Source organism: Micromonospora echinofusca, from assembly GCF_017614955.1.
Classification (GTDB): Bacteria; Actinomycetota; Actinomycetes; order Mycobacteriales; family Micromonosporaceae; genus Micromonospora; species Micromonospora echinofusca_A.
On the sequence record NZ_WVUH01000129.1, the window covers coordinates 1 to 17932 of the forward strand.

The window sequence follows — 17932 nt, forward strand, 5'->3', positions numbered from 1 at the left end:
GGAGTGGTCGGGGCCGGTACCGCGCCGAAGATCCGGGTGGCGGCGTAGAAGCGGGACCACCGCACCGTGGAGACCTTCACCACGTCCCCGGTGGTCGGCGCGTGCACCATCTTGCCGCCGCCGATGTACATCCCCATGTGGTGGATGCTCTGCCAGTTGTTCCCCGAGGCGAAGAAGATCAGGTCGCCCGGGAGCAGGGCGGACCGGCTCACCGAACGGTGCCGGGTGGCGTAGTACTGGTCCCGGGAGACCCGGGGCAGGTCGAAGTAGTCGGCGCCCTTCGACCGGTACGCCGCCCAGACCAGGCCGGAGCAGTCGAACCGGTCCGGCCCCTCGGCCGCCCAGAGGTACGGGTCACCGAGCTGGGCCAGCGCGTACCGCACCGCGGCCATGGCCCGGGGGTGGGCGGCCAGGCCGTTGATGCTGCCGTTGGAGAGGTACTGCTCGCCGAGCCGCTGCTCGGCGGCCTCCTGCTGCTTCTCCAACTCGATGAGCTGCGCCTTGTTGTCGTCGCGCAGCTTGCGGAGCTTGGCCTCCGCCGTCTGGTACGCCTTCTCCTTCTCACCGAACTGGCGGGTCACGTCGTCGACCCGGGCCTGCGCGGTGGCCAGCGACTGACCGGCGAACTGCACGGCGGCGCGGGCCCGGGCCGCCTCCCGGGCGGGGGCGGTGGTGTCCGCGTCGGACACCTGGCCCCGCTCGATCCGGCTGAGGATGCCGAGGCCGTGCAGGTCCGAACCGAACTGGCCGGGCGGCAGGGCCGCAGCGACCTTGAGTGCCTCGGCGGCTGCCGTGTCGGCGGCCCGCTGGGCCCGCTCCAGTTCGGCCTGGGCGGCCTTCAGGTCCCGGTCCGCCGTGTCGCGCTGGGCGGTCGCGTCGGTCAACGTCTGGCGCAGTTTGAGCAGCTCGTCACCGAGGATCGCGACCTGGGACTCGGCCGCGTAGATCTGCGCCGCCAGCGGGCCGGAGACGAGGTTCGGCAGCGGAGCGCCGGGCGGGACGGAACCGGGCAGCCCGGGGGCGCCGGGAAGCTGGAGCGCCCCGGCGACGACCGGCCGGGAACCGGTGTCGGGGACGCTGTTCGGCAGCGGCGGGTCCGCGTACACGGGGGTGGCCAGCGCAGCCGCGACGGCGGCGCCCAGCAGGGCGGACCAGACCATGGGGCGCAGTACCGGGGAAACCACCGGGTTACGTCGTCGGGTCCGGAACCTGCTGCTCACGGTCATGGATCTGTTCCCCGTTCCACGTGGTGCAGCCGCGCCCGGTCGCGGCGCGGCTGGATCGGTCGGTGGCCATGGTGAGTCACGTCCTACTTTGTCTTACCTCAATATCTTCACGATGTCGACGCCTGCTCGGGTAACGGGAGCCTGAGAGTTGGGTGAAGATCATTGCCCGGAAGTAGGGCCGGGAGGGCAGCCGGATGTTGGGCCGGGCGGGCGGAACGGGTGTTCGGTGAAGTACGTCGCTGCCCGGTGGCCGTGCCGTGCCGGTACCGGATCCCGCCACGTAGTCTCGGTGACGGATCGCAGTGGAAGGGACGTGCCTGGAGATGGACGCCGGACTCAAGCGTGAGCTCGAAGCGAAGGTCTACGCCGGGGAGCGGCTGACCCGGGAGGACGGGATCGCCCTCTACGCCAGCGACGACCTGTCGTGGCTGGGCCGGCTGGCCCACCACCGGCGTACCGAGCTGAACGGCGACCGGGTGATGTTCAACGTCAACCGGCACCTCAACCTGACCAACGTCTGCTCGGCGTCCTGCGCGTACTGCTCGTTCCAGCGCAAGCCGGGCGAGAAGGACGCGTACACGATGCGCATCGAGGAGGCGGTCCGCAAGGCCAAGGAGATGCAGGACGAGCAGCTCACCGAGCTGCACATCGTCAACGGCCTGCACCCGACGCTGCCCTGGCGGTACTACCCGAAGGTGCTCCGCGAGCTGAAGGCCGCCCTGCCGACGGTCAAGCTCAAGGCGTTCACCGCGACCGAGGTGCAGTGGTTCGAGAAGATCAGTGGGCTCTCCGCCGACGAGATCCTCGACGAACTGATCGATGCCGGCCTGGAGTCGCTCACCGGTGGTGGGGCGGAGATCTTCGACTGGGAGGTACGCCAGCACATCGTCGACCACGCCTGCCACTGGGAGGACTGGTCGCGGATCCACCGGCTGGCCCACTCGAAGGGGCTGCGTACCCCGTCGACGATGCTCTACGGGCACATCGAGGAGCCCCGGCACCGGGTCGACCACGTGCTGCGGCTGCGCGAACTCCAGGACGAGACCGGCGGTTTCACGGTCTTCATCCCGCTGCGCTACCAGCACGACTTCGTCGACTCGGCGGACGGCAAGATCCGTAACCGGATCCAGGCGCGGACCACGATGGCGTCGCCGGCCGAGTCGCTGAAGACCTTCGCGGTCTCCCGGCTGCTCTTCGACAACGTGCCGCACGTCAAGTGCTTCTGGGTGATGCACGGCCTGTCCGTGGCGCAGCTCTCGCTCAACTTCGGCGTGGACGACCTGGACGGCTCGGTGGTCGAATACAAGATCACCCACGACGCCGACTCGTACGGCACGCCGAACACGATGCACCGCGACGACCTGCTGCACCTGATCTGGGACGCCGGGTTCCGCCCGGTGGAGCGGGACACCCGCTACAACGTGGTCCGCGAGTACGACGCCGCGCCCCCGCTCGCCGAGCGTCGGGCCGAGCCGCAGCAGGTCTGGGCCTGAGGCGTGCCGGTCGGGGTGGCGTGGCGGGTCCGGGCCGCTCACGTAGGCTCGTGACGTCATGAGCGAGGTGCGGAGCGGGTACCCACGGCGGGACGCCGAGGGGCGGATCCGGGTGCTGGGCGACCTGCTCGGGATCAGCCTGGCCGGTCTGGTCACCGGGGTGCTGGCGCTCGTGCTGTTCGACGCGGTGCTGGCCGCCCTCGGTGCGGGGGAGTTCGGTCGGGCCAACGGATGGCTGGCGCTGATCCTGCCGGGCTGGTTGTTCCTGGAGGAGTTCCGGGCCTGGTCGTTCGGGGCGGCCCGGGTGGTCGCCGCGCTGGTGGCCGCTGCGGTCGGGCTGACCGGTGGGCTGCTCGTGGCCGGGCTCGCCGAGGGCCTGCCGGGGCTGGCCTCGGGTGCGCTCGCCGCGACGACCTGCACGATGCTGTACGCGCTGATCTGGTTCCACGGCGTCCGGTGGCTGGCCCGCCGGACGGGTTGACCCGGGGCCCGATGGCCGGCGCGGAACGGGAGCCGCTGCTGAGCGGGAACGGAGAGACGACGTGAGTGCCGCGGTGAAGTACACGCTGGGCCGGATCGGCCTGTTCGTGGTGGTGTTCCTGGCACTCCTGCCGGTGGACCTGAACTTCTTCCTCAAGATCATGCTGGCGTTGGTGTTCTCCGCCGCCGCCTCGTTCTTCCTGTTGCGGGGCTGGCGGGACGAGATGGCCGAGGAGATGGCGGGGGCCGCCGAGCGGCGCCGGACCGAGAAGGAACGGCTGCGGGCCGCGCTGGCCGGTGACGACGAGCAGACCGACGGGAACGGACCGACCGGCACCCGCTGACCGGCTGCGCGGGAGCGGGCCGACCGGCACCCGCTGACCGGCTGCGCCGGCGAGGGGTCGGCTGCGCGGGCGAGGGTCGGCTGCGGTGACGAGGTCGGCGTCCGGCCGACGACGGTGGGCCCGGCTCCGGTCGCCGTTGACCGGAGCCGGGCCCACCGGGTTCAGCGGTGACCGGGAAAGATCACCAGTTGGTCGAGCCGGCCACCACCGGCCAGGCCACGTCGTACGGCTTGATCAGGTAGACCACCCCACCCGGCCCGCTGCCGACGCCGCCGCTGGCCGTGGTGCGCTTGGTCCGCAGCCAGATCTGCTCGAACTGTTCCCGCTGGTATACGTTGCGGACCACGTCGTTGCTGGACGAGGCGGGGTCGTTGACGATCACGTCCCCCTCGGCGGTGAACCCGACCACCACGAACAGGTGGCCGGCGGTGCCGTAGTTGGCGCCGTCCAGTTCGCTGGCGAGGAACGACTGGCTGGTCACCACCGGGATGCCGGCGGCGATGAAGTGCTCCAGTTCGTCCAGCGAGTGCAGCCGGGTGACCCTGGCCTCCAGCCCGGGGAACGAGGCGGCGTACGCGGTGTTGAACGGCCAGTTCCCGGCGCCGTCGTACTGGTAGTCGTAGACCATCCGGGCCGCGTGGTTGACGGTCGGGTCCGGGTAGGTCGGGTCGACCCAGGAGGTGTCCTGGGCGGACGGCCGGCGTCCCCAGTACTCGACGACCATCTCCGTGGAGGTCGGTGAGCACCAGGCCTGGCCGCCGCCGTCGTACTCCGGGTAGTGGCCGCTGTGGATGTTCTGCGAGTAGCGGGGTACGGCCAGTTCCCGGCCCCAGGCGATCCCGCCGGCACTGGGGGTCACCGTGTACCGGTCGGGGACGAACGAGGCCATCGCGCCGACCATCCGGACCACCGGTGCGGCCTGCTGGCCGGGCGCCCGGTGCAGGGTCAGCCGGAGCTGGTACGCCCGGAGCAGCACCCCGGCGGTGACGTCGTTGATGGCGAAGGTGTCGGTCCAGACGCTGGACACCTTGTCGCCCTGCTTGTCGACGCTGGTCCGCCGGATGTCGCCGTCACCGGAGGCCCACCGGGACAGTACGTACCAGGGGGTCTGCCGGCCGTCGGTGTAGGTGCCCCGCAGGTCGACCTGGATCCAGGTGCCGGCCGGGGTGTCGGCGTTCCACGAGGCGATCAGCTCGCTGGCGTCGAAGCCGACCGGAGTGACCGGCGAGGTCCAGGTGCCGTACTCCCAGGTGCGCCGGGTGCCGGTGTGCGGGTCCCGGTAGGACGTGGTGCCGAGCGGGGTGCCCAGGGTGAGGCCGCCGCGCGGGTCGGCGGTGGTGACCGTGCCGGCGCGGGTACCGGTCTGCCAGTCGGTGTTGCCGGCGAAGTCCTGGTAGGCGATCTGCTCGTCGTGGGTGGTGACGGGTGTCGGGTGGGGGCGGCCAGCGGTCGCCGGGGTGACGGTGGTGCCGAGGAGGGCGAGCGCGGTGGCGCCGGCGAGGGCGACCGCGTGCAGGCGGGGTCTGGCCATGGGGGCTCCGCAGGTACTCGGGGGATCGTCTGGCGTCACTATCCCTTCCGTCGGGAAGTTTCGCCAGAGGTGATCTGACAGAAAATCTTTGCCGGAGCGATGGTCCACCTGGCATGGAATTTATAGTGATCGATATTGATATGACCATGTGTTGGGTGGTGGAGTTGAAGATCCACGCAGCGGATCTTCCGCACTCCCAGGAGGTGGGCATGCCCATCCGTTCGTCCCTCACCCCACGCCACGGCATCGTGCTCGCGATCGCCGTCGTGATGGGGCTCTTCGCGACGACGGCCGGTCCGGTATCGGCGGAACCCGGCCCGAAGCGGTCCGACGAGTCGGCCGCCGTGCCGTACCGGGTGATCGGACCGCGCACCGTCGCGGACCGCACCGCCGTCGCCGGTACCGGTGCGGCCATCGACTACTCCGAGCACGGTGTGCTGCACGTCTCGGCGACCAGGGCCGAGGCGAAGGCGATCACCCGCCTCGGCTTCCAACTGGAGGCGATCGCCGCACTGCCGCAGGCGCCCGAGGTCGGGATCAACGGCTTCCCGTCGGCCGACTCCAACTACCACGACTACGCGGAACTGACCGCCGTCGCGAACAAGGTCGTCGCGGACCACCCGTCCATCGCCCGCAAGATCAGCATTGGTACGTCGTACCAGGGCCGGGACCTGATGGCGATCAAGATCTCCGACAACGTCGCCACCGACGAGGCGGAGCCGGAGATCCTGTTCAACTCCCAGCAGCACGCGCGGGAGCACCTGACGGTCGAGATGGCCATCTACCTGATGAACCTCTTCACCGACAGCTACGGCACCGACTCGCGGGTCACCAACGCGGTGAACAGCCGGGAGATCTGGATCATCCCGACCGTCAACCCGGACGGCAGCGAGTACGACATCGCCACCGGCTCCTACCGCTCGTGGCGGAAGAACCGGCAGCCGAACAGCGGTTCGACGTACGTCGGCACCGACCTGAACCGCAACTGGTCCTACAACTGGGGCTGCTGCGGCGGTTCGTCCGGCTCGCCGTCCTCGGACACCTACCGTGGCCCGTCGGCGTTCAGCGCGCCGGAGACCGCGGCGCTGCGGAACTTCGTCAACAGCCGGGTGGTCGGTGGGGTCCAGCAGATCAAGGCCAACATCGACTTCCACACCTACTCGCAGCTGGTGCTCTGGCCGTTCGGCTACACCTACAGCAACACCGCCACCGGCATGACCGCCGACCAGTACAACACCTTCGCCACCCTGGGCCAGCAGATGGCGTCGACCAACGGGTACACCCCGCAGCAGTCGTCGGACCTCTACATCACCGACGGCAGCAGCATCGACTGGATGTGGGCCACCCACAAGATCTGGGCGTACACCTTCGAGATGTACCCCGGCTCGTCGCTCGGTGGCGGGTTCTACCCGCCCGACGAGGTGATCCCCGCCCAGACCTCGCGCAACAAGGACGCGGTCCTGTTGCTCAGCGAGTACGCCGACTGCCCGTACCGGGTGATCGGCAAGCAGACCCAGTACTGCGCCGCCTGACGGTCGGTACCGGTAGCCGAATGGGGCCCCGGCCACCCCCACGGGGCCCCATTCCCCCTGCTCGGACGTGCGCTACGGTGCTAGCGACCGCCCCGCAGCGAAGCCGGTGGGAAACCGGCGCTGTCCCGCAACTGTGATACCCCGTCCGAGCCCCTCCGGGTCGGCGTGGGGTGAGCCAGGTCGCCTGCGGAGCGGTCGCGAACCGCGCTCTCGAGGAAGGGCGCCTCGCAGGCGGGGCGCAGACGTCAACGGCCCCTGTCGGCGAAGCACCAGATCCTCGACCGACAGGAGGACCGATGTCCAGACGTACCCCTCGCCTGCTCGCCGTGGCGCTCGCCACCGCGACCGCCCTCGCCCTCGGTGCCTGCGCCGACAAGACCGCCGAGACCCCGGCCGCCCCGTCCGGCACGGCGGCCGCCTTCCCGGTCACCGTCGGCACGCTGACCCTGGAGAAGCGTCCCGAGCGGATCGTGTCGCTCTCGCCCACCGCCACCGAGATGCTCTTCGCCATCGGTGCCGGCAAGCAGGTCACCGCAGCCGACGACAACTCGGACTACCCGGCCGAGGCGCCGAAGAGCGAACTGTCCGCGTTCCAGCCCAACGCCGAGGCGATCGCCGCGAAGAACCCCGACCTGGTCGTGCTCTCCAACGACATGAACAAGATCGTGGAGCAGCTCACCACGCTGAAGATCCCGGTGTACCAGGCGCCGGCGGCCAAGACGCTGGACGACTCGTACCGGCAGCTCACCGAGCTGGGCCAGCTCACCGGGCACGGCACCGAGGCGGCCGACGTCACCAAGCGGATGCGGGACGACATCGCCAAGCTCGTCGCGGACCTGCCCAAGCGGGCCGAGCCGCTGACCTACTTCCACGAGCTGGGTCCGGAGCTGTACACCGCCACCAGCAAGACCTTCATCGGGTCGGTCTACGCCCTGGCCGGTCTGCAGAACATCGCCGACCCGGCCGACGCGGACGGCAGCAAGGGCGGGTACCCGCAGCTCTCCCAGGAAGCCCTGATCAAGGCAGACCCCGACTTCGTCTTCCTCTCCGACACGAAGTGCTGCCAGCAGAGCCCGGAGACGGTCAAGGCCCGCGCCAGCTGGGCCGGCCTCACCGCGGTGAAGAACAACCAGGTCGTACCGCTCGACGACAACGTCGCCTCGCGCTGGGGCCCGCGCGTCGTCGACCTGCTCCGGGCCATCGTGGACGCCACCGCCAAGGTGCCCGCGTGACGGTCGTCCCGGCGAGCACCGGTACGCACTCCACCTGTTAACAAGGGGCCCTTCCTATGCAGAAAACGATAAGAAGGGGCCCTTCCTTACCGGGGCGGCCGGCCGGGCTGCGGCCCGGCTGGCTGGCCGGCGGGATCCTCGCCGTCCTGGTCGCCCTGGTCGCCGGGGTGGCTTTCGGCCCGGTGAGCCTCCCGCCGGGCAGCGTTGCCGTCGAACTGCTCAACCTGATCCCCGGGGTGCGGCTGGACAGCGGCCTCACCGAGCGGGAGATCGCCATCGTGACCGAGCTGCGGCTGCCCCGGGCGGTACTCGGCCTGCTCGTCGGTGGGCTGCTCGCCCTGGCCGGCGGCTGCTACCAGGGGGTGTTCCGTAACCCGCTGGCCGACCCGCACCTGCTCGGGGTGGCGGCCGGCGCCGGCCTGGCGGTCACCGTGGTGATCGTGCTGCGCCCCGCCGGCGGGGACGGCGACCCGCTCGCCGGTCTGCCGGTGACCGTCCCGCTGGCCGCGTTCGTCGGCGCGACCGGCGCGGTGCTGATGACGTACCTGCTCGGCGCGGCCGGTGGCCGGGACCGGTCCCCGGCCACCCTGATCCTGGCCGGGGTGGCGGTCTCGGCCTTCCTCGCCGCCGGTCAGACGTACCTGTTGCAGCAGGACGCGGAGAGCATCCAGCAGGTCTACTCCTGGCTGCTCGGCCGGCTGGCCACCGCCGGCTGGCACGACGTGCTGCTGGTGCTGCCGTACGCGGCCCTGACGGCGGTCGTGGTCCTGCTGCACCGCCGGGAACTCGACGTGCTCTCCGTCGGCGACCAGGAGGCGGCCAGCCTCGGGCTGCACCCGCAGCGGTCCCGGCTGCTGCTGGTCGCCGCCGCCTCCCTCGGTACCGCCGCAGCGGTCTCGGTGTCCGGGCTGATCGGTTTCGTCGGGATCATCGTGCCGCACGCGGTACGACTGCTCGCCGGATCGAGCTACCGGTCGATCCTGCCGCTGGCCATGCTCTTCGGCGGGGCGTTCCTGACCCTGACCGACGTGGTGGCCCGTACCGCAGCCGCGCCTGCCGAGATCCCGATCGGCGTGGTCACCGCCTTCTTCGGGGCGCCGTTCTTCGTGCTGGTGCTGCGCAGCGCGAAACGGGTGCTGACGTGACCGGGCCGACGCCGACCGTCCCCGCCGTCGAGGTTCGTGACCTGTGGGTACGCCTCGGCGGGGCACCGATCCTGGCCGGCGTGGACCTGACCGTCGCACCCGGCGAGTGGGTGACGGTCATCGGACCCAACGGCGCCGGGAAGTCCACTCTGCTACGGGTCGTCGGCGGGCTGCTCCCGTCGAGCGGCCCGGTCCGGTTGCGCGGAACGTCGACCGGCCCGGTCCGGGTGCCCGGGACGCCGACCGGCCCGGTCCGGCTGTACGGGACGCCGATCGACCGGCTGCGCCGCCGGGAGCGGGCCCGGGTGGTCGCCACCGTGGCGCAGTCACCGGTCGTACCGCCCGGGATGGCGGTACTGGACTACGTGCTGCTCGGCCGGACCCCGTTCATCCCGGCGCTCGGCCGGGAGTCGGCCGCCGACCTGGCGGTCGTGCACGACGTCCTGGACCGGCTGGACCTGGCCCGGTTCGCCGGCCGGGAACTGGCCACCCTCTCCGGCGGGGAACGCCAGCGGGTCTTCCTGGCCCGCGCGCTCGCCCAGGGCGCCACGCTGCTGCTGCTCGACGAGCCGACCAGCGCGCTGGACATCGGCCACCAGCAGGAGGTGCTGGAACTGGTCGACCAGCTCCGGGCCGATGCCGGGCTGACCGTGCTGGCCACCATGCACGACCTCTCGGTGGCCGGCGAGTACGCCGACCGGCTGGTCCTGCTCGCCGGGGGGAAGGTGGTCGCCGCCGGGAAACCCCGGGAGGTGCTCACCGAGGACCTGCTCGCCACCCACTACCGGGCCCGGGTACGGGTCGTCGACGGCGAACACGGCCCGATCGTGGTACCCGTCCGGCGGTGAACACGGCCCGATCGTGGTACCCGTCAGGCGGTGACGGCCACACCGGGGCGTGGCGCTCAGGCGAGGGCGGCGGCGAGGGCGACCACCGAGAAGGCGGCGCCCTGCGGGTCGTTCAGCACGGCGTACCGGCCCATCGGGACGTCCCGGGGCGGCACCATGATGATGCCGCCCAGCTCGGCGGCCCGGGCGGCGGTCGCGTCGCAGTCGGCGACCGCGAAGTACACCCCCCAGTAGGCGGGCAGGTTCGGCGGCCAGTGCTCGTCCAGCGCCGGCATCATCCCGGCGATGATCCGGTCGCCGAGCCGCCAACCCGTGTAGGTGACCGGGCCCATCGGCTCGTCCTCGGCCTGCCAGCCGAAGACCAGCGCGTAGAACTCCTTCGCGCCGGCCGGGTCCGGGGTGGTCAGCTCGGTCCAGCTCAACGCCCCCGGCTCGTTGAACAGCTCGGCGCCGCGCATCGCCCGGGGTTGCCACACCGAGAACGCGGCACCGGCCGGGTCGGCGAAGACCGCCATCCGGCCCTGCTCACCGACGTCGAACGGGTCGACGATGACCTGCCCGCCGGCCGCCTCCACCCGGCCGGCCGCCGAGTCGGCGTCGTCGGTGGCGATGTACGTCGACCAGATGGCCGGCTGACCGGGGGTGGCCGGCGGCCCGGCTCCGGCCACCGCGAGGCCGTTCCGCTGGAAGATCGTGTAACCGCCGGACTCCGGTTCGGGTGACACCTGACCGGTCCAGCCGAACAGTTCCGGGTAGAACCGCGTGGCGGCGTCGAGGTCCCCGGTGGCCAGGTCCGCCCAGCAGGGCGTACCCGCTTCCACGGTGCTCACCGTCCACCTCCGCCCGCCGCTCTCCGCTCGCTCCGTCGATCCTGGCACCGCCAGCGGTCGTACGCTGCCGAATCGTAAGGAAGGGCCCCTTGTTAACGCTTTCCGTTGTACAAGGGCCCCTTGTTAACACTCGTGCCAAACGAGGGCGCAGCGCAGGGCAGCGGCGCGGCGGGACGCTGGTCGTCGGCGACCGGCCGAACAGGTGCCCTGGGACGGTCGGACCTGCTCGGCTGACCGGGCGGTTGGGCGGTCACGTCGGGCCGGGGCAGGTCGGGTTCAGGTGAGCGGGTCGGGCAGCGGGTCGCGGTGCAGCACGGCGAGCCGGGACACCGCCCGGGTCAGCACCACGTAGAGCCGGTGCAGGCCGCGTGGCTCGGCGGCCACGATCGCCGCCGGCTCGGCGACGATGACATGGTCGTACTCCAGCCCCTTGACCAGGGTGGCCGGTACGACGGTGACCCGTGCCCCGGCCTCGACGTCGTCGACGGTCGCGGTGGTGATCCCGGCGTCGGTCAGTGCCGCGCGGAGCCCGTCCACCGCGTCGTCGGCGGCGATCACCGCGATCGAGCCGTCGTGCGCGAGCGCCGCGCGTACCTCGGCGACCGTCGCGGCGGTCAGCTCGGTCACGGTACGGATGTCCAGCGCACCGTCGCGGCGCAGCGACTCGGCCGGCGGTACGTCCACCGCGAGTGCGGGCAGCAGCCGGTTCGCGAAGGCCACCACGGCGGCGGGTACCCGGAACCCGACGGTCAGCGGGACCACGGCGGCGTCCGGCTTGCCGAGGTGGGCCAGGGAGTCCCGCCAGTCCCGGGCGGCCCACGGCGCGGTGCCCTGCGCCAGGTCCCCGAGGAGGGTGATCGAACCGTGCTCGCTGCGCCGGGCGATGGCCCGGCACTGCATCGGGGAGAGGTCCTGCGCCTCGTCGACCACCACGTGCCCGAAGCTGGCCGGCCGTTCGACCAGCCCGGCCGCCTCGTCGATGAGGACCGCGTCGGCGGCCGTCCACTTCGTCGCCTTCGGGGTACGGGCCGGTTTCGCCCAGAGCAGCAGCGCCTGCTCCTCGGCGGTGAGCAGGTCACCGGCCGCGTCGGCGAGCAGCGCCGGGTCGCTGAACAGGCTGTGCAGCAGGCCCTCCGGGGTGACCGCCGGCCAGACCTCGTCGAGGAACCCGGCCACCGGACGGCTACGGCCGGTCCGGCGTAGCCAGGTGTCGCTCGGTGACTCGGCCCGCCGGGCCTCGACCTGCTGTTGCAGCAGCCCGACGACCCGGGCCCGGACCCGTTCCCGACCGGTGCCGTAGGGCAACCCTTCACGCCGGGCCTCGTCGACCACCCGGCGCAGCGCGTCCGCCCCGATCCGCCAGCGGAACGACCCGTCGGAGAGGACGATCGGTTCCTCGGGCTTGCGGACGTACCCCCACAGGGCCCGGCAGAGCACCTCGGCGAGGCGCGGGTCGTGCTTGAGCGCGGCGGTGGCCGGGTCGTCCACCGCGCGGACCGGCACCCGGGCCACCAGGTCCTCGACGGTGCTCTGCTCGACCTCGACCTCACCGAGGGCCGGCAGGACGGCCGCGATGTACGACAGGAAGGCGCGGTTCGGCCCGATGATCAGTACGCCCGACCGGCGTAGCCGTTCCCGGTGCAGGTAGAGCAGGTACGCGGCGCGGTGCAGCCCCACCGCCGTCTTCCCGGTGCCCGGGGCGCCCTGCACGCAGATCGACTCGGCGAGTTCGGCCCGGACCAGTTCGTCCTGCTCGGGTTGGATGGTGGCGACGATGTCGCGCATCGGTCCGACGCGGGGCCGTTCGATTTCGGCGGTCAGGATCCGGCTGGTCGTGCCCAGTTCCTCACCCCGGTCGAGGTGTTCGTCCTCGAAACTGGTGAGTACGCCGTTGGCGAAGCCGAACCGGCGCCGGGTGGCGACGCCCTGCGGGTCACGCACGCTCGCCCGGTAGAACGAGCGGGAGACCGGGGCCCGCCAGTCCAGTACGAGCGGCTCCCCGATCTCGTCGGTGACGTGCCGTCGGCCGATGTGGTACCGGCGACCGGCGTGGTCCGGGTCGGCCTGACCGAAGTCGAGCCGGCCGAAGAAGAGCGGGGTGGTGGGGTCGTCGGCCAGTTCGGCGACCCGACGGGAGAGGGTGCGACCGAGGGTCTCCGCCGCGAACGGGTCACCGGCGACCTGCGCACCGGTGGCGAAGAGGGCCTCGGCGCGTTCCCGCATCCGGCGCAGGGCGGTACGGGAGCCGTCCAGGTGCGCGCGTTCGGCGGCGAGCTGCTCGTCGAGCCCGGGGTCTTGGGCGGGCTGCGGGTCGACGTTCGGCCCGCTGGCGGACTGCTGGCCGGCGGACTGTTGGTCGGTGGACTGTTGGTCGGTGGACTGCTGGTCGGTGGACTGCTGGTCGGTGGCAAGGGTCATCCGAGCGACCTCTCGGTGCGATTCTGGATCGGTTGACCTGGGCCGCCCGGCGCTCCGTCGACGCGGTGCCGGCTGTGCCCGGTGGAAGAGGCGCGCCTGCTCGCGCGCGACGTTCGATCCTACGTGACCCGGCCGGGCCGGGCGATCGATTAACCGGCATCCCGGCGGGCGGAGATGATGGGAGCCATGACCGAGGCGCAACCCGAGCAGCGCCGGGTGACGATCAGCGACCCGCAGGTGATGCGGGCGCTGGCCCATCCGGCCCGGCTGGCGATCGTGGAACATCTCAGCTTCCTGGGCGGACGGGGGGCTTCGGCGACCGAGTGCGCCGAGGTGGCCGGTCTGTCGCCCAGCGCGACCAGCTACCACCTGCGGGCCCTGGCGAAGTTCGGGCTGGTCGAGGAGGCTCCGGGGCGTGGGGACGCCCGGGAACGGTTGTGGCGCACGCGCAATCCCTCCTTCCTCGTGGATGCCGGGCAGTCGGCCGGACCGGAGGCGCGTGCCGCCGAGCAGGCGCTGATCGAGGCGCACAACGCGCGGGACGCGGCCCGGGCCCGGGACTGGCTGCGCCGGGCCGGGGACGAGCCGAGGGAGTGGTACGAGGTCGCCGTCTTCAACAACTCGATGCTGCTGGTCACCGCCGAGGAGCAGGCCCGGCTGAATGCCGAGTTCGAACGGCTGGTGGAGCCGTACCGGCACCGGAATCGGGCCGCCGATCCGCCCCCGGGGGCGCGTCGGGTGGGCGTGCAGTACCGGGTGGTGCCCCTGGACTGAGCGGCAGGCGGGGTTGCGCCGGAAGTTGTGAAGGAATATTTTCGAAGTATGTCCTTCACAACTGACGGTCCCTCCTGCTCACGGTGGTCCGACGTCTGGCTGGCCGCCGCCGCTCGGGGCGTCTCCACCTGCGGCGACTTCCTCGCCGCCACGGCCCTCGCCCTGGCTCTCCAGTCGGCCGGGGCCGGTGGGCTGGCCGTCTCCGGGCTGCTGCTCGCCGCCACCGTGCCGTTGGTCGTACTCGCCCCGCTGACCGGCCGGCTCGCCGACCGCGTGGACAGCCGCACCCTGCTCGTCGGCGCGGGGGTGGCCCAGGCCGCCACCTGCGCCGCGCTGGCGTACGCCGGGCACCCGGTACTGATCATCGGCCTGGTCACCCTGCTGGCCTGCGGTCTCGCGGTCACCCAGCCGACCCTGGCCGCGCTGGTACCGGCCATGGTGCGGACCGCCGACCTGCCCCGGGCCAGCGCGCTGAACCAGACCGCCGGCACGCTCGGCGCGCTCGCCGGACCGGCCCTGGCCGGGGTACTGGTCGGCCAGTTCGGGGTACGCCCACCGCTGCTGCTGGACGCGGCCAGTTACCTGGCGCTGGTGGTGGCCGGTCTGCTGTTGCGTACCCGTCGGGGCGGCGCCCGGTCGTCCGGCACCGCCGTCGCCCGGCCGGTGACCGTCGGCTCCGACCCGGACCCGGCACCGACCACCCGGTCAGCCTGGCGGCTGCGGCACGACCCGCTGCTGCTCGGCATGGTCGCCGCGATGGCCGGCGCACTGGCGGCGGTGATGGCGATGACCCCGGTGGAGGTGTTTTTCATCCGGGAGACGCTCGGCAGCTCCACCACCACGTACGGCATCGTGACCGCGGCCTGGACGGCCGGCGTGCTCCCCGGTGCCTGGCTCTTCGCGCGGCTCACCCACCGCTTCGCCGACGACGGCGCCCTGGTCCGGGCGGCCCTCGCCCTGCTCGGCGGCTGCTGCCTGATGGTGCTGGCCGGGGCCGCCGTGCCCCACGCCCACCTGCTCGTACCGCTCTGGCTGATCGGTGGGCTGTGCAACGGCGGGGACAACGTGTTCAGCAACGTGGTACTCGCCCGGCGGGTCCCCGAGGCGGCCCGGGGCCGGGCCTTCGCCGCCCTGGGCGCGGCCGTCCAGGGCGCCTCGATGATCGGCTTCCTGATCGGCGGGGTGCTCCTGGAGTTCTTCGCCCCCCGCCCGCTGATCGCCGCCGCCGGGTTGGCCGGGCTGCTGGTGGTCCTGGCGCTCTGGGTACCGGTCAGCCGGGTCGTCCGCCGGGAACGGCTCACCCGTGGGCCGGCCGTCGGTGCGGGGTTGGCCACTCCGGTGCCGGCTCGCTGAGCCGTCCGGGAGCGCGCCGGATACCGTCGGGTGGTGACTGAGCGCATCGGACGACCCCGGGTGGGGCACATCCAGTTCCTGAACTGCCTGCCGATCTACTGGGGGCTGATGCGCTCCGGTGCGCTGATCGACGTCGAGCTGCACAAGGACTCCCCGGACCGGCTCAACGCCGCCCTGGTCGCCGGTGATCTCGACATCGGCCCGATCTCCCAGGTCGAGTACCTGCGCCACGCCGACGAACTGCTGCTCCTGCCGGATCTGGCGGTCGGCAGCGACGGTCCGGTGCTCTCGGTGAACATCGTCTCCACCCGGCCGCTGGACGAGCTGGACGGTGCCAAGGTCGCCCTCGGCTCCACCTCGCGGACCGGCGTGCTCCTCGCCCAACTGCTGCTCGGCGAGCGCCACGGGGTGCACCCGGAGTACTTCCGGTGCCCACCGGACCTGACCCAGATGCTGCTGGAGGCCGACGCCGGGGTGCTGATCGGCGACGTGGCGCTGCGTGCCCTGCACGAGGCGCCCAACCGGGGGCTGACCGTGACCGACCTCGGGCAGGCGTGGCGGGAGTGGACCGGGCTGCCGATGGTCTTCGCCGTCTGGGCGGTACGCCGGGAGTTCGCCGCCGCCCATCCGGGCGTGGTGAAGGAGGTGCACGAGGCGTTCCTGCGTTCCCGGGACCTCTGCCTGGCCGAGCTGGACCAGGTCGCCGAGGCGGCGGCCCGCTGGGAGCCGTTCGACGCGGCGACCCTGGCGTCGTACTTCCGGGCGCTGGACTTCTCCCTCGGCGAGCGTCAGGTCGCCGGCCTGCGGGAGTTCGCCGCGCGGGCGGCGGTGGCCGGTGCGGCCCCCGCGCTGCCCGCCGACGGCCCGGCCTTCTTCACCGGCTGACGGCGTTCTTCCCTACCGCCTTCCGTACCGCCTTCCGCACCGCCGGGCCGCCCGACAGGCTCAGGCCGCTGCGCGGATCAGTTCCTCGGTGATCTTCTCGCAGTTCTGCATGCCGTACTCGTAGCCGCGCCCGATCGGGTAGCGGAGCATCACGCCCATCGTCCAGCCGTCACCGATGGCGAGGCAGTTGACGTGGATCTCCTGCTCCTTCGTCCGGTCGACCCAGCCGTTCTTGATCGCGATCTGCTTCTGCTCCGCAGCGGGGAACGCCTTGCGGATGCCGAAGTCGCCGGTGCCCCGGACCAGCCGCATCTCGTTGAGCAGCCAGTCGGTCCACTGCGGGCCGGCGGCGCGGCCGTCGGCGATGCAGGCCCCGAGCCGGGCGGTGTCCCGGGGGGAGAGCTGGGTACGGCTCCAGCCGCCGTCGGTGGCGACCCTGCTGTCGGTCAGCTTGCAGATCGACAGCAGGCGCTTGATCGAGGCGGCCCGCCCCATCTGGGTGTAGAGGCGTTCGGTCCGGGTGTTGTCGCTGTCCCGGATGATCAGCGTGGCGTCGGCGAGTTTCGCCTCGCTGGGCTTGTCGCCGGCCTCGTCGGTACGCCGCAGCCAGTCGGCGACGATCCAGGACTTGATCAGCGACGCGGTGGTGCTGGTCTCGTCCATGTTCGCCGAGCCGGCGATCTCGCCGGTGCGGGTGTCGAGCAGGCTCCAGCTCCACCAGCCGGCCAGGTCCAGGTCCACCTCGGTGGCCTTGAGCGGCAACGGCTCCAGACTGGGGCTGGGCGTCGGGGACGGCGCGGGCCGCTGCCCCCGGCTGGGTGCCTGGGCAGCCGTGGCGGTACGCCCGTCGACCGGGGCCGGGGCGCCCCACCGGGCGGCGGCGGTCGACTCGAAGGGGGAGCCGGGCAGGAAGCGCAGCGCGGTCAGCACCAGTACCAGCAGGACCGCGGAGATGATCACCAGCCGCAGCGGGGACGCTTCCTTGCCGTCCGGCCGGGGTGCCCGGCGGTTACCAGCCATCAGAGCTTCGCCTTCGTGGTCAGAGGTTGCGGCACCTTGAGTGCGGCGCCCGGCTGCGGGGTGACCAGTTGGGCGGTGACGCTGGCGCAGACCTTCGCGCCGTAGTCGAGGCCCCGGCTGATCGGGTAGCGCATCATCACCGCGAGCGACCAACCGTCGGCCACCGCGAGGCAGTTCACGTGCCAGTTGTTGTCGTAGTAGAGCGGGGTCCAGCCGTTCTTGATGCTGACCCGCCCCTGTTTCTCGATCGCGTCGGGCAGTCCGTCGACAATTCCCCAACGACCGCCGCCCTGCTTGAGTTGCTGGTCCCTGGCGGCGGTGGTACCCCGGACCTTGCTCATCTCGTCGAGCACCCACTCGGTCCAGGTCGGGCCGGCGGCCGTACCGTCGGCGACGCAGTCACCCAGCCGCACCGCGTCCCGGGCGGACATCTCGGTGAAGCTCCACCACCCGACGTACCCCGTCCTGGTGCTGATCCGGGTCTCGGTGAGCCCGCACATGTCGATCATGCGCTTGGTGACGGCGGTCTTGCCGCCCGCGTTGTAGAGCGCGGAGGCGGAGTCGTCGTTGCTGTCCCGGATCGCGGTGCTGGCCTGCTTCTTCCGTTCGGCGGCGAGCGGTTTGTCGCCGAGCCGGCGCAGGTAGTCCGCGACGATCCAGACCTTGATCATCGACTCGGTCGAGTTGGTGGTGGTCATGTTCTTCGACCCGGAGATCTCCCCGGTCTTGCGGTCCATCAGCGCCCAGGTCAGGTGGGAGCCGGCGAACGCCACCGAGACCGGCGCGGCGGCCAGGGTCGGCTTGGGCGGGACGGTGGGCTC

The 17932-nt window shown here is 71.8% G+C and carries 15 protein-coding genes, 1 pseudogene and 1 riboswitch; of the genes and pseudogenes, 10 read left to right on the plus strand and 6 right to left on the minus strand.

The genetic code is table 11. The annotated features are described in order from the left end of the window. Positions 1–1226, minus strand: a 1226-nt coding sequence (locus tag GSF22_RS16240) for a C40 family peptidase (protein WP_208814426.1), incomplete at its 3' end; no start/stop codon positions are given. A gap of 323 nt (positions 1227–1549) precedes the next feature. Here GSF22_RS16240 and mqnE point away from each other — a divergent pair. The 3 genes from mqnE to GSF22_RS16255 all read left to right on the plus strand — a co-directional run bounded on the left by mqnE (position 1550) and on the right by GSF22_RS16255 (position 3543). Beyond that, positions 1550–2719, plus strand: coding sequence for an aminofutalosine synthase MqnE (gene mqnE, locus GSF22_RS16245; protein WP_208814427.1), 1170 nt, complete (start codon positions 1550–1552; stop codon positions 2717–2719). 58 nt (positions 2720–2777) lie between these two features. Next, a complete protein-coding gene (locus tag GSF22_RS16250; RefSeq protein ID WP_208814428.1) occupies positions 2778–3200 on the plus strand; it encodes a hypothetical protein in 423 nt (140 codons plus the stop codon). 61 nt (positions 3201–3261) lie between these two features. Continuing rightward, a complete protein-coding gene (locus GSF22_RS16255; RefSeq protein ID WP_208814429.1) occupies positions 3262–3543 on the plus strand; it encodes a DUF4229 domain-containing protein in 282 nt (93 codons plus the stop codon). Between the two features lie 181 nt (positions 3544–3724). Here GSF22_RS16255 and GSF22_RS16260 read toward each other — a convergent pair whose 3' ends face one another. After that, on the minus strand, positions 3725–5074 hold the full coding sequence (locus GSF22_RS16260) for a C39 family peptidase (RefSeq protein ID WP_208814430.1): 1350 nt from the start codon (positions 5072–5074) through the stop codon (positions 3725–3727). Positions 5075–5283: 209 nt separating this feature from the next. Between GSF22_RS16260 and GSF22_RS16265 the strand changes: the two are divergent. From GSF22_RS16265 to GSF22_RS16280, 4 genes and pseudogenes are all read left to right on the plus strand, one after another. Continuing rightward, a pseudogene (locus tag GSF22_RS16265) lies at positions 5284–6597 on the plus strand (M14 family metallopeptidase); the annotation flags it as partial. A 111-nt stretch (positions 6598–6708) separates the two neighbouring features. Next, positions 6709–6786: riboswitch (cobalamin riboswitch) on the plus strand. 116 nt (positions 6787–6902) lie between these two features. Continuing rightward, entirely contained in the window at positions 6903–7838 is a 936-nt protein-coding gene (locus GSF22_RS16270) for an ABC transporter substrate-binding protein (protein ID WP_208814432.1), read from the plus strand. Between the two features lie 56 nt (positions 7839–7894). Next, positions 7895–8983, plus strand: coding sequence for a FecCD family ABC transporter permease (locus tag GSF22_RS16275; protein ID WP_208814433.1), 1089 nt, complete (start codon positions 7895–7897; stop codon positions 8981–8983). Continuing rightward, a complete protein-coding gene (locus GSF22_RS16280) occupies positions 8980–9831 on the plus strand; it encodes an ABC transporter ATP-binding protein (protein WP_208814434.1) in 852 nt (283 codons plus the stop codon). Before GSF22_RS16275 ends, GSF22_RS16280 begins: the two co-directional genes overlap by 4 nt. Before the next feature lie 56 nt (positions 9832–9887). On the opposite strand, the gene GSF22_RS16285 is transcribed toward GSF22_RS16280, so the two are convergent. Together GSF22_RS16285 and GSF22_RS16290 are read right to left on the minus strand one after the other, a co-directional pair. Further along, positions 9888–10661 (minus strand): VOC family protein, encoded by a 774-nt coding sequence (locus tag GSF22_RS16285; protein ID WP_208814435.1) that lies wholly within the window; start codon positions 10659–10661, stop codon positions 9888–9890. 276 nt (positions 10662–10937) lie between these two features. Further along, entirely contained in the window at positions 10938–13079 is a 2142-nt protein-coding gene (locus GSF22_RS16290) for a HelD family protein (protein WP_208814436.1), read from the minus strand. A gap of 186 nt (positions 13080–13265) precedes the next feature. On the opposite strand from GSF22_RS16290, the gene GSF22_RS16295 reads away from it, so the two are divergent. Genes GSF22_RS16295 through GSF22_RS16305 form a run of 3 tightly spaced genes read left to right on the plus strand, consistent with a single transcriptional unit; the run spans position 13266 to position 16091 of the window. After that, a complete protein-coding gene (locus GSF22_RS16295) occupies positions 13266–13853 on the plus strand; it encodes an ArsR/SmtB family transcription factor (protein WP_208814437.1) in 588 nt (195 codons plus the stop codon). 48 nt (positions 13854–13901) lie between these two features. Beyond that, positions 13902–15206: an MFS transporter gene (locus GSF22_RS16300; RefSeq protein ID WP_208814438.1), complete on the plus strand. Its 1305-nt coding sequence runs from the start codon at positions 13902–13904 to the stop codon at positions 15204–15206. Between the two features lie 33 nt (positions 15207–15239). Continuing rightward, a complete protein-coding gene (locus GSF22_RS16305; RefSeq protein ID WP_208814439.1) occupies positions 15240–16091 on the plus strand; it encodes a menaquinone biosynthetic enzyme MqnA/MqnD family protein in 852 nt (283 codons plus the stop codon). Between the two features lie 60 nt (positions 16092–16151). Here GSF22_RS16305 and GSF22_RS16310 read toward each other — a convergent pair whose 3' ends face one another. Together GSF22_RS16310 and GSF22_RS16315 are read right to left on the minus strand one after the other, a co-directional pair. Then, positions 16152–17111, minus strand: coding sequence for a serine hydrolase (locus GSF22_RS16310; RefSeq protein WP_208814440.1), 960 nt, complete (start codon positions 17109–17111; stop codon positions 16152–16154). After that, positions 17111–17932 (minus strand): hypothetical protein (locus GSF22_RS16315; RefSeq protein ID WP_208814441.1); only part of this gene is annotated, 822 nt, incomplete at its 5' end. The genes GSF22_RS16310 and GSF22_RS16315, both read right to left, overlap by 1 nt.

Coding starts and splice junctions, on each gene's coding strand:
- mqnE (WP_208814427.1), top strand. CDS start 1,550: ATGGACGCCGGACTCAAGCGTGAGCTCGAAGCGAAGGTCTACGCCGGG.
- GSF22_RS16250 (WP_208814428.1), top strand. CDS start 2,778: ATGAGCGAGGTGCGGAGCGGGTACCCACGGCGGGACGCCGAGGGGCGG.
- GSF22_RS16260 (WP_208814430.1), bottom strand. CDS start 5,074: ATGGCCAGACCCCGCCTGCACGCGGTCGCCCTCGCCGGCGCCACCGCG.
- GSF22_RS16270 (WP_208814432.1), top strand. CDS start 6,903: ATGTCCAGACGTACCCCTCGCCTGCTCGCCGTGGCGCTCGCCACCGCG.
- GSF22_RS16275 (WP_208814433.1), top strand. CDS start 7,895: ATGCAGAAAACGATAAGAAGGGGCCCTTCCTTACCGGGGCGGCCGGCC.
- GSF22_RS16290 (WP_208814436.1), bottom strand. CDS start 13,079: ATGACCCTTGCCACCGACCAGCAGTCCACCGACCAGCAGTCCACCGAC.
- GSF22_RS16295 (WP_208814437.1), top strand. CDS start 13,266: ATGACCGAGGCGCAACCCGAGCAGCGCCGGGTGACGATCAGCGACCCG.
- GSF22_RS16300 (WP_208814438.1), top strand. CDS start 13,902: ATGTCCTTCACAACTGACGGTCCCTCCTGCTCACGGTGGTCCGACGTC.
- GSF22_RS16310 (WP_208814440.1), bottom strand. CDS start 17,111: ATGGCTGGTAACCGCCGGGCACCCCGGCCGGACGGCAAGGAAGCGTCC.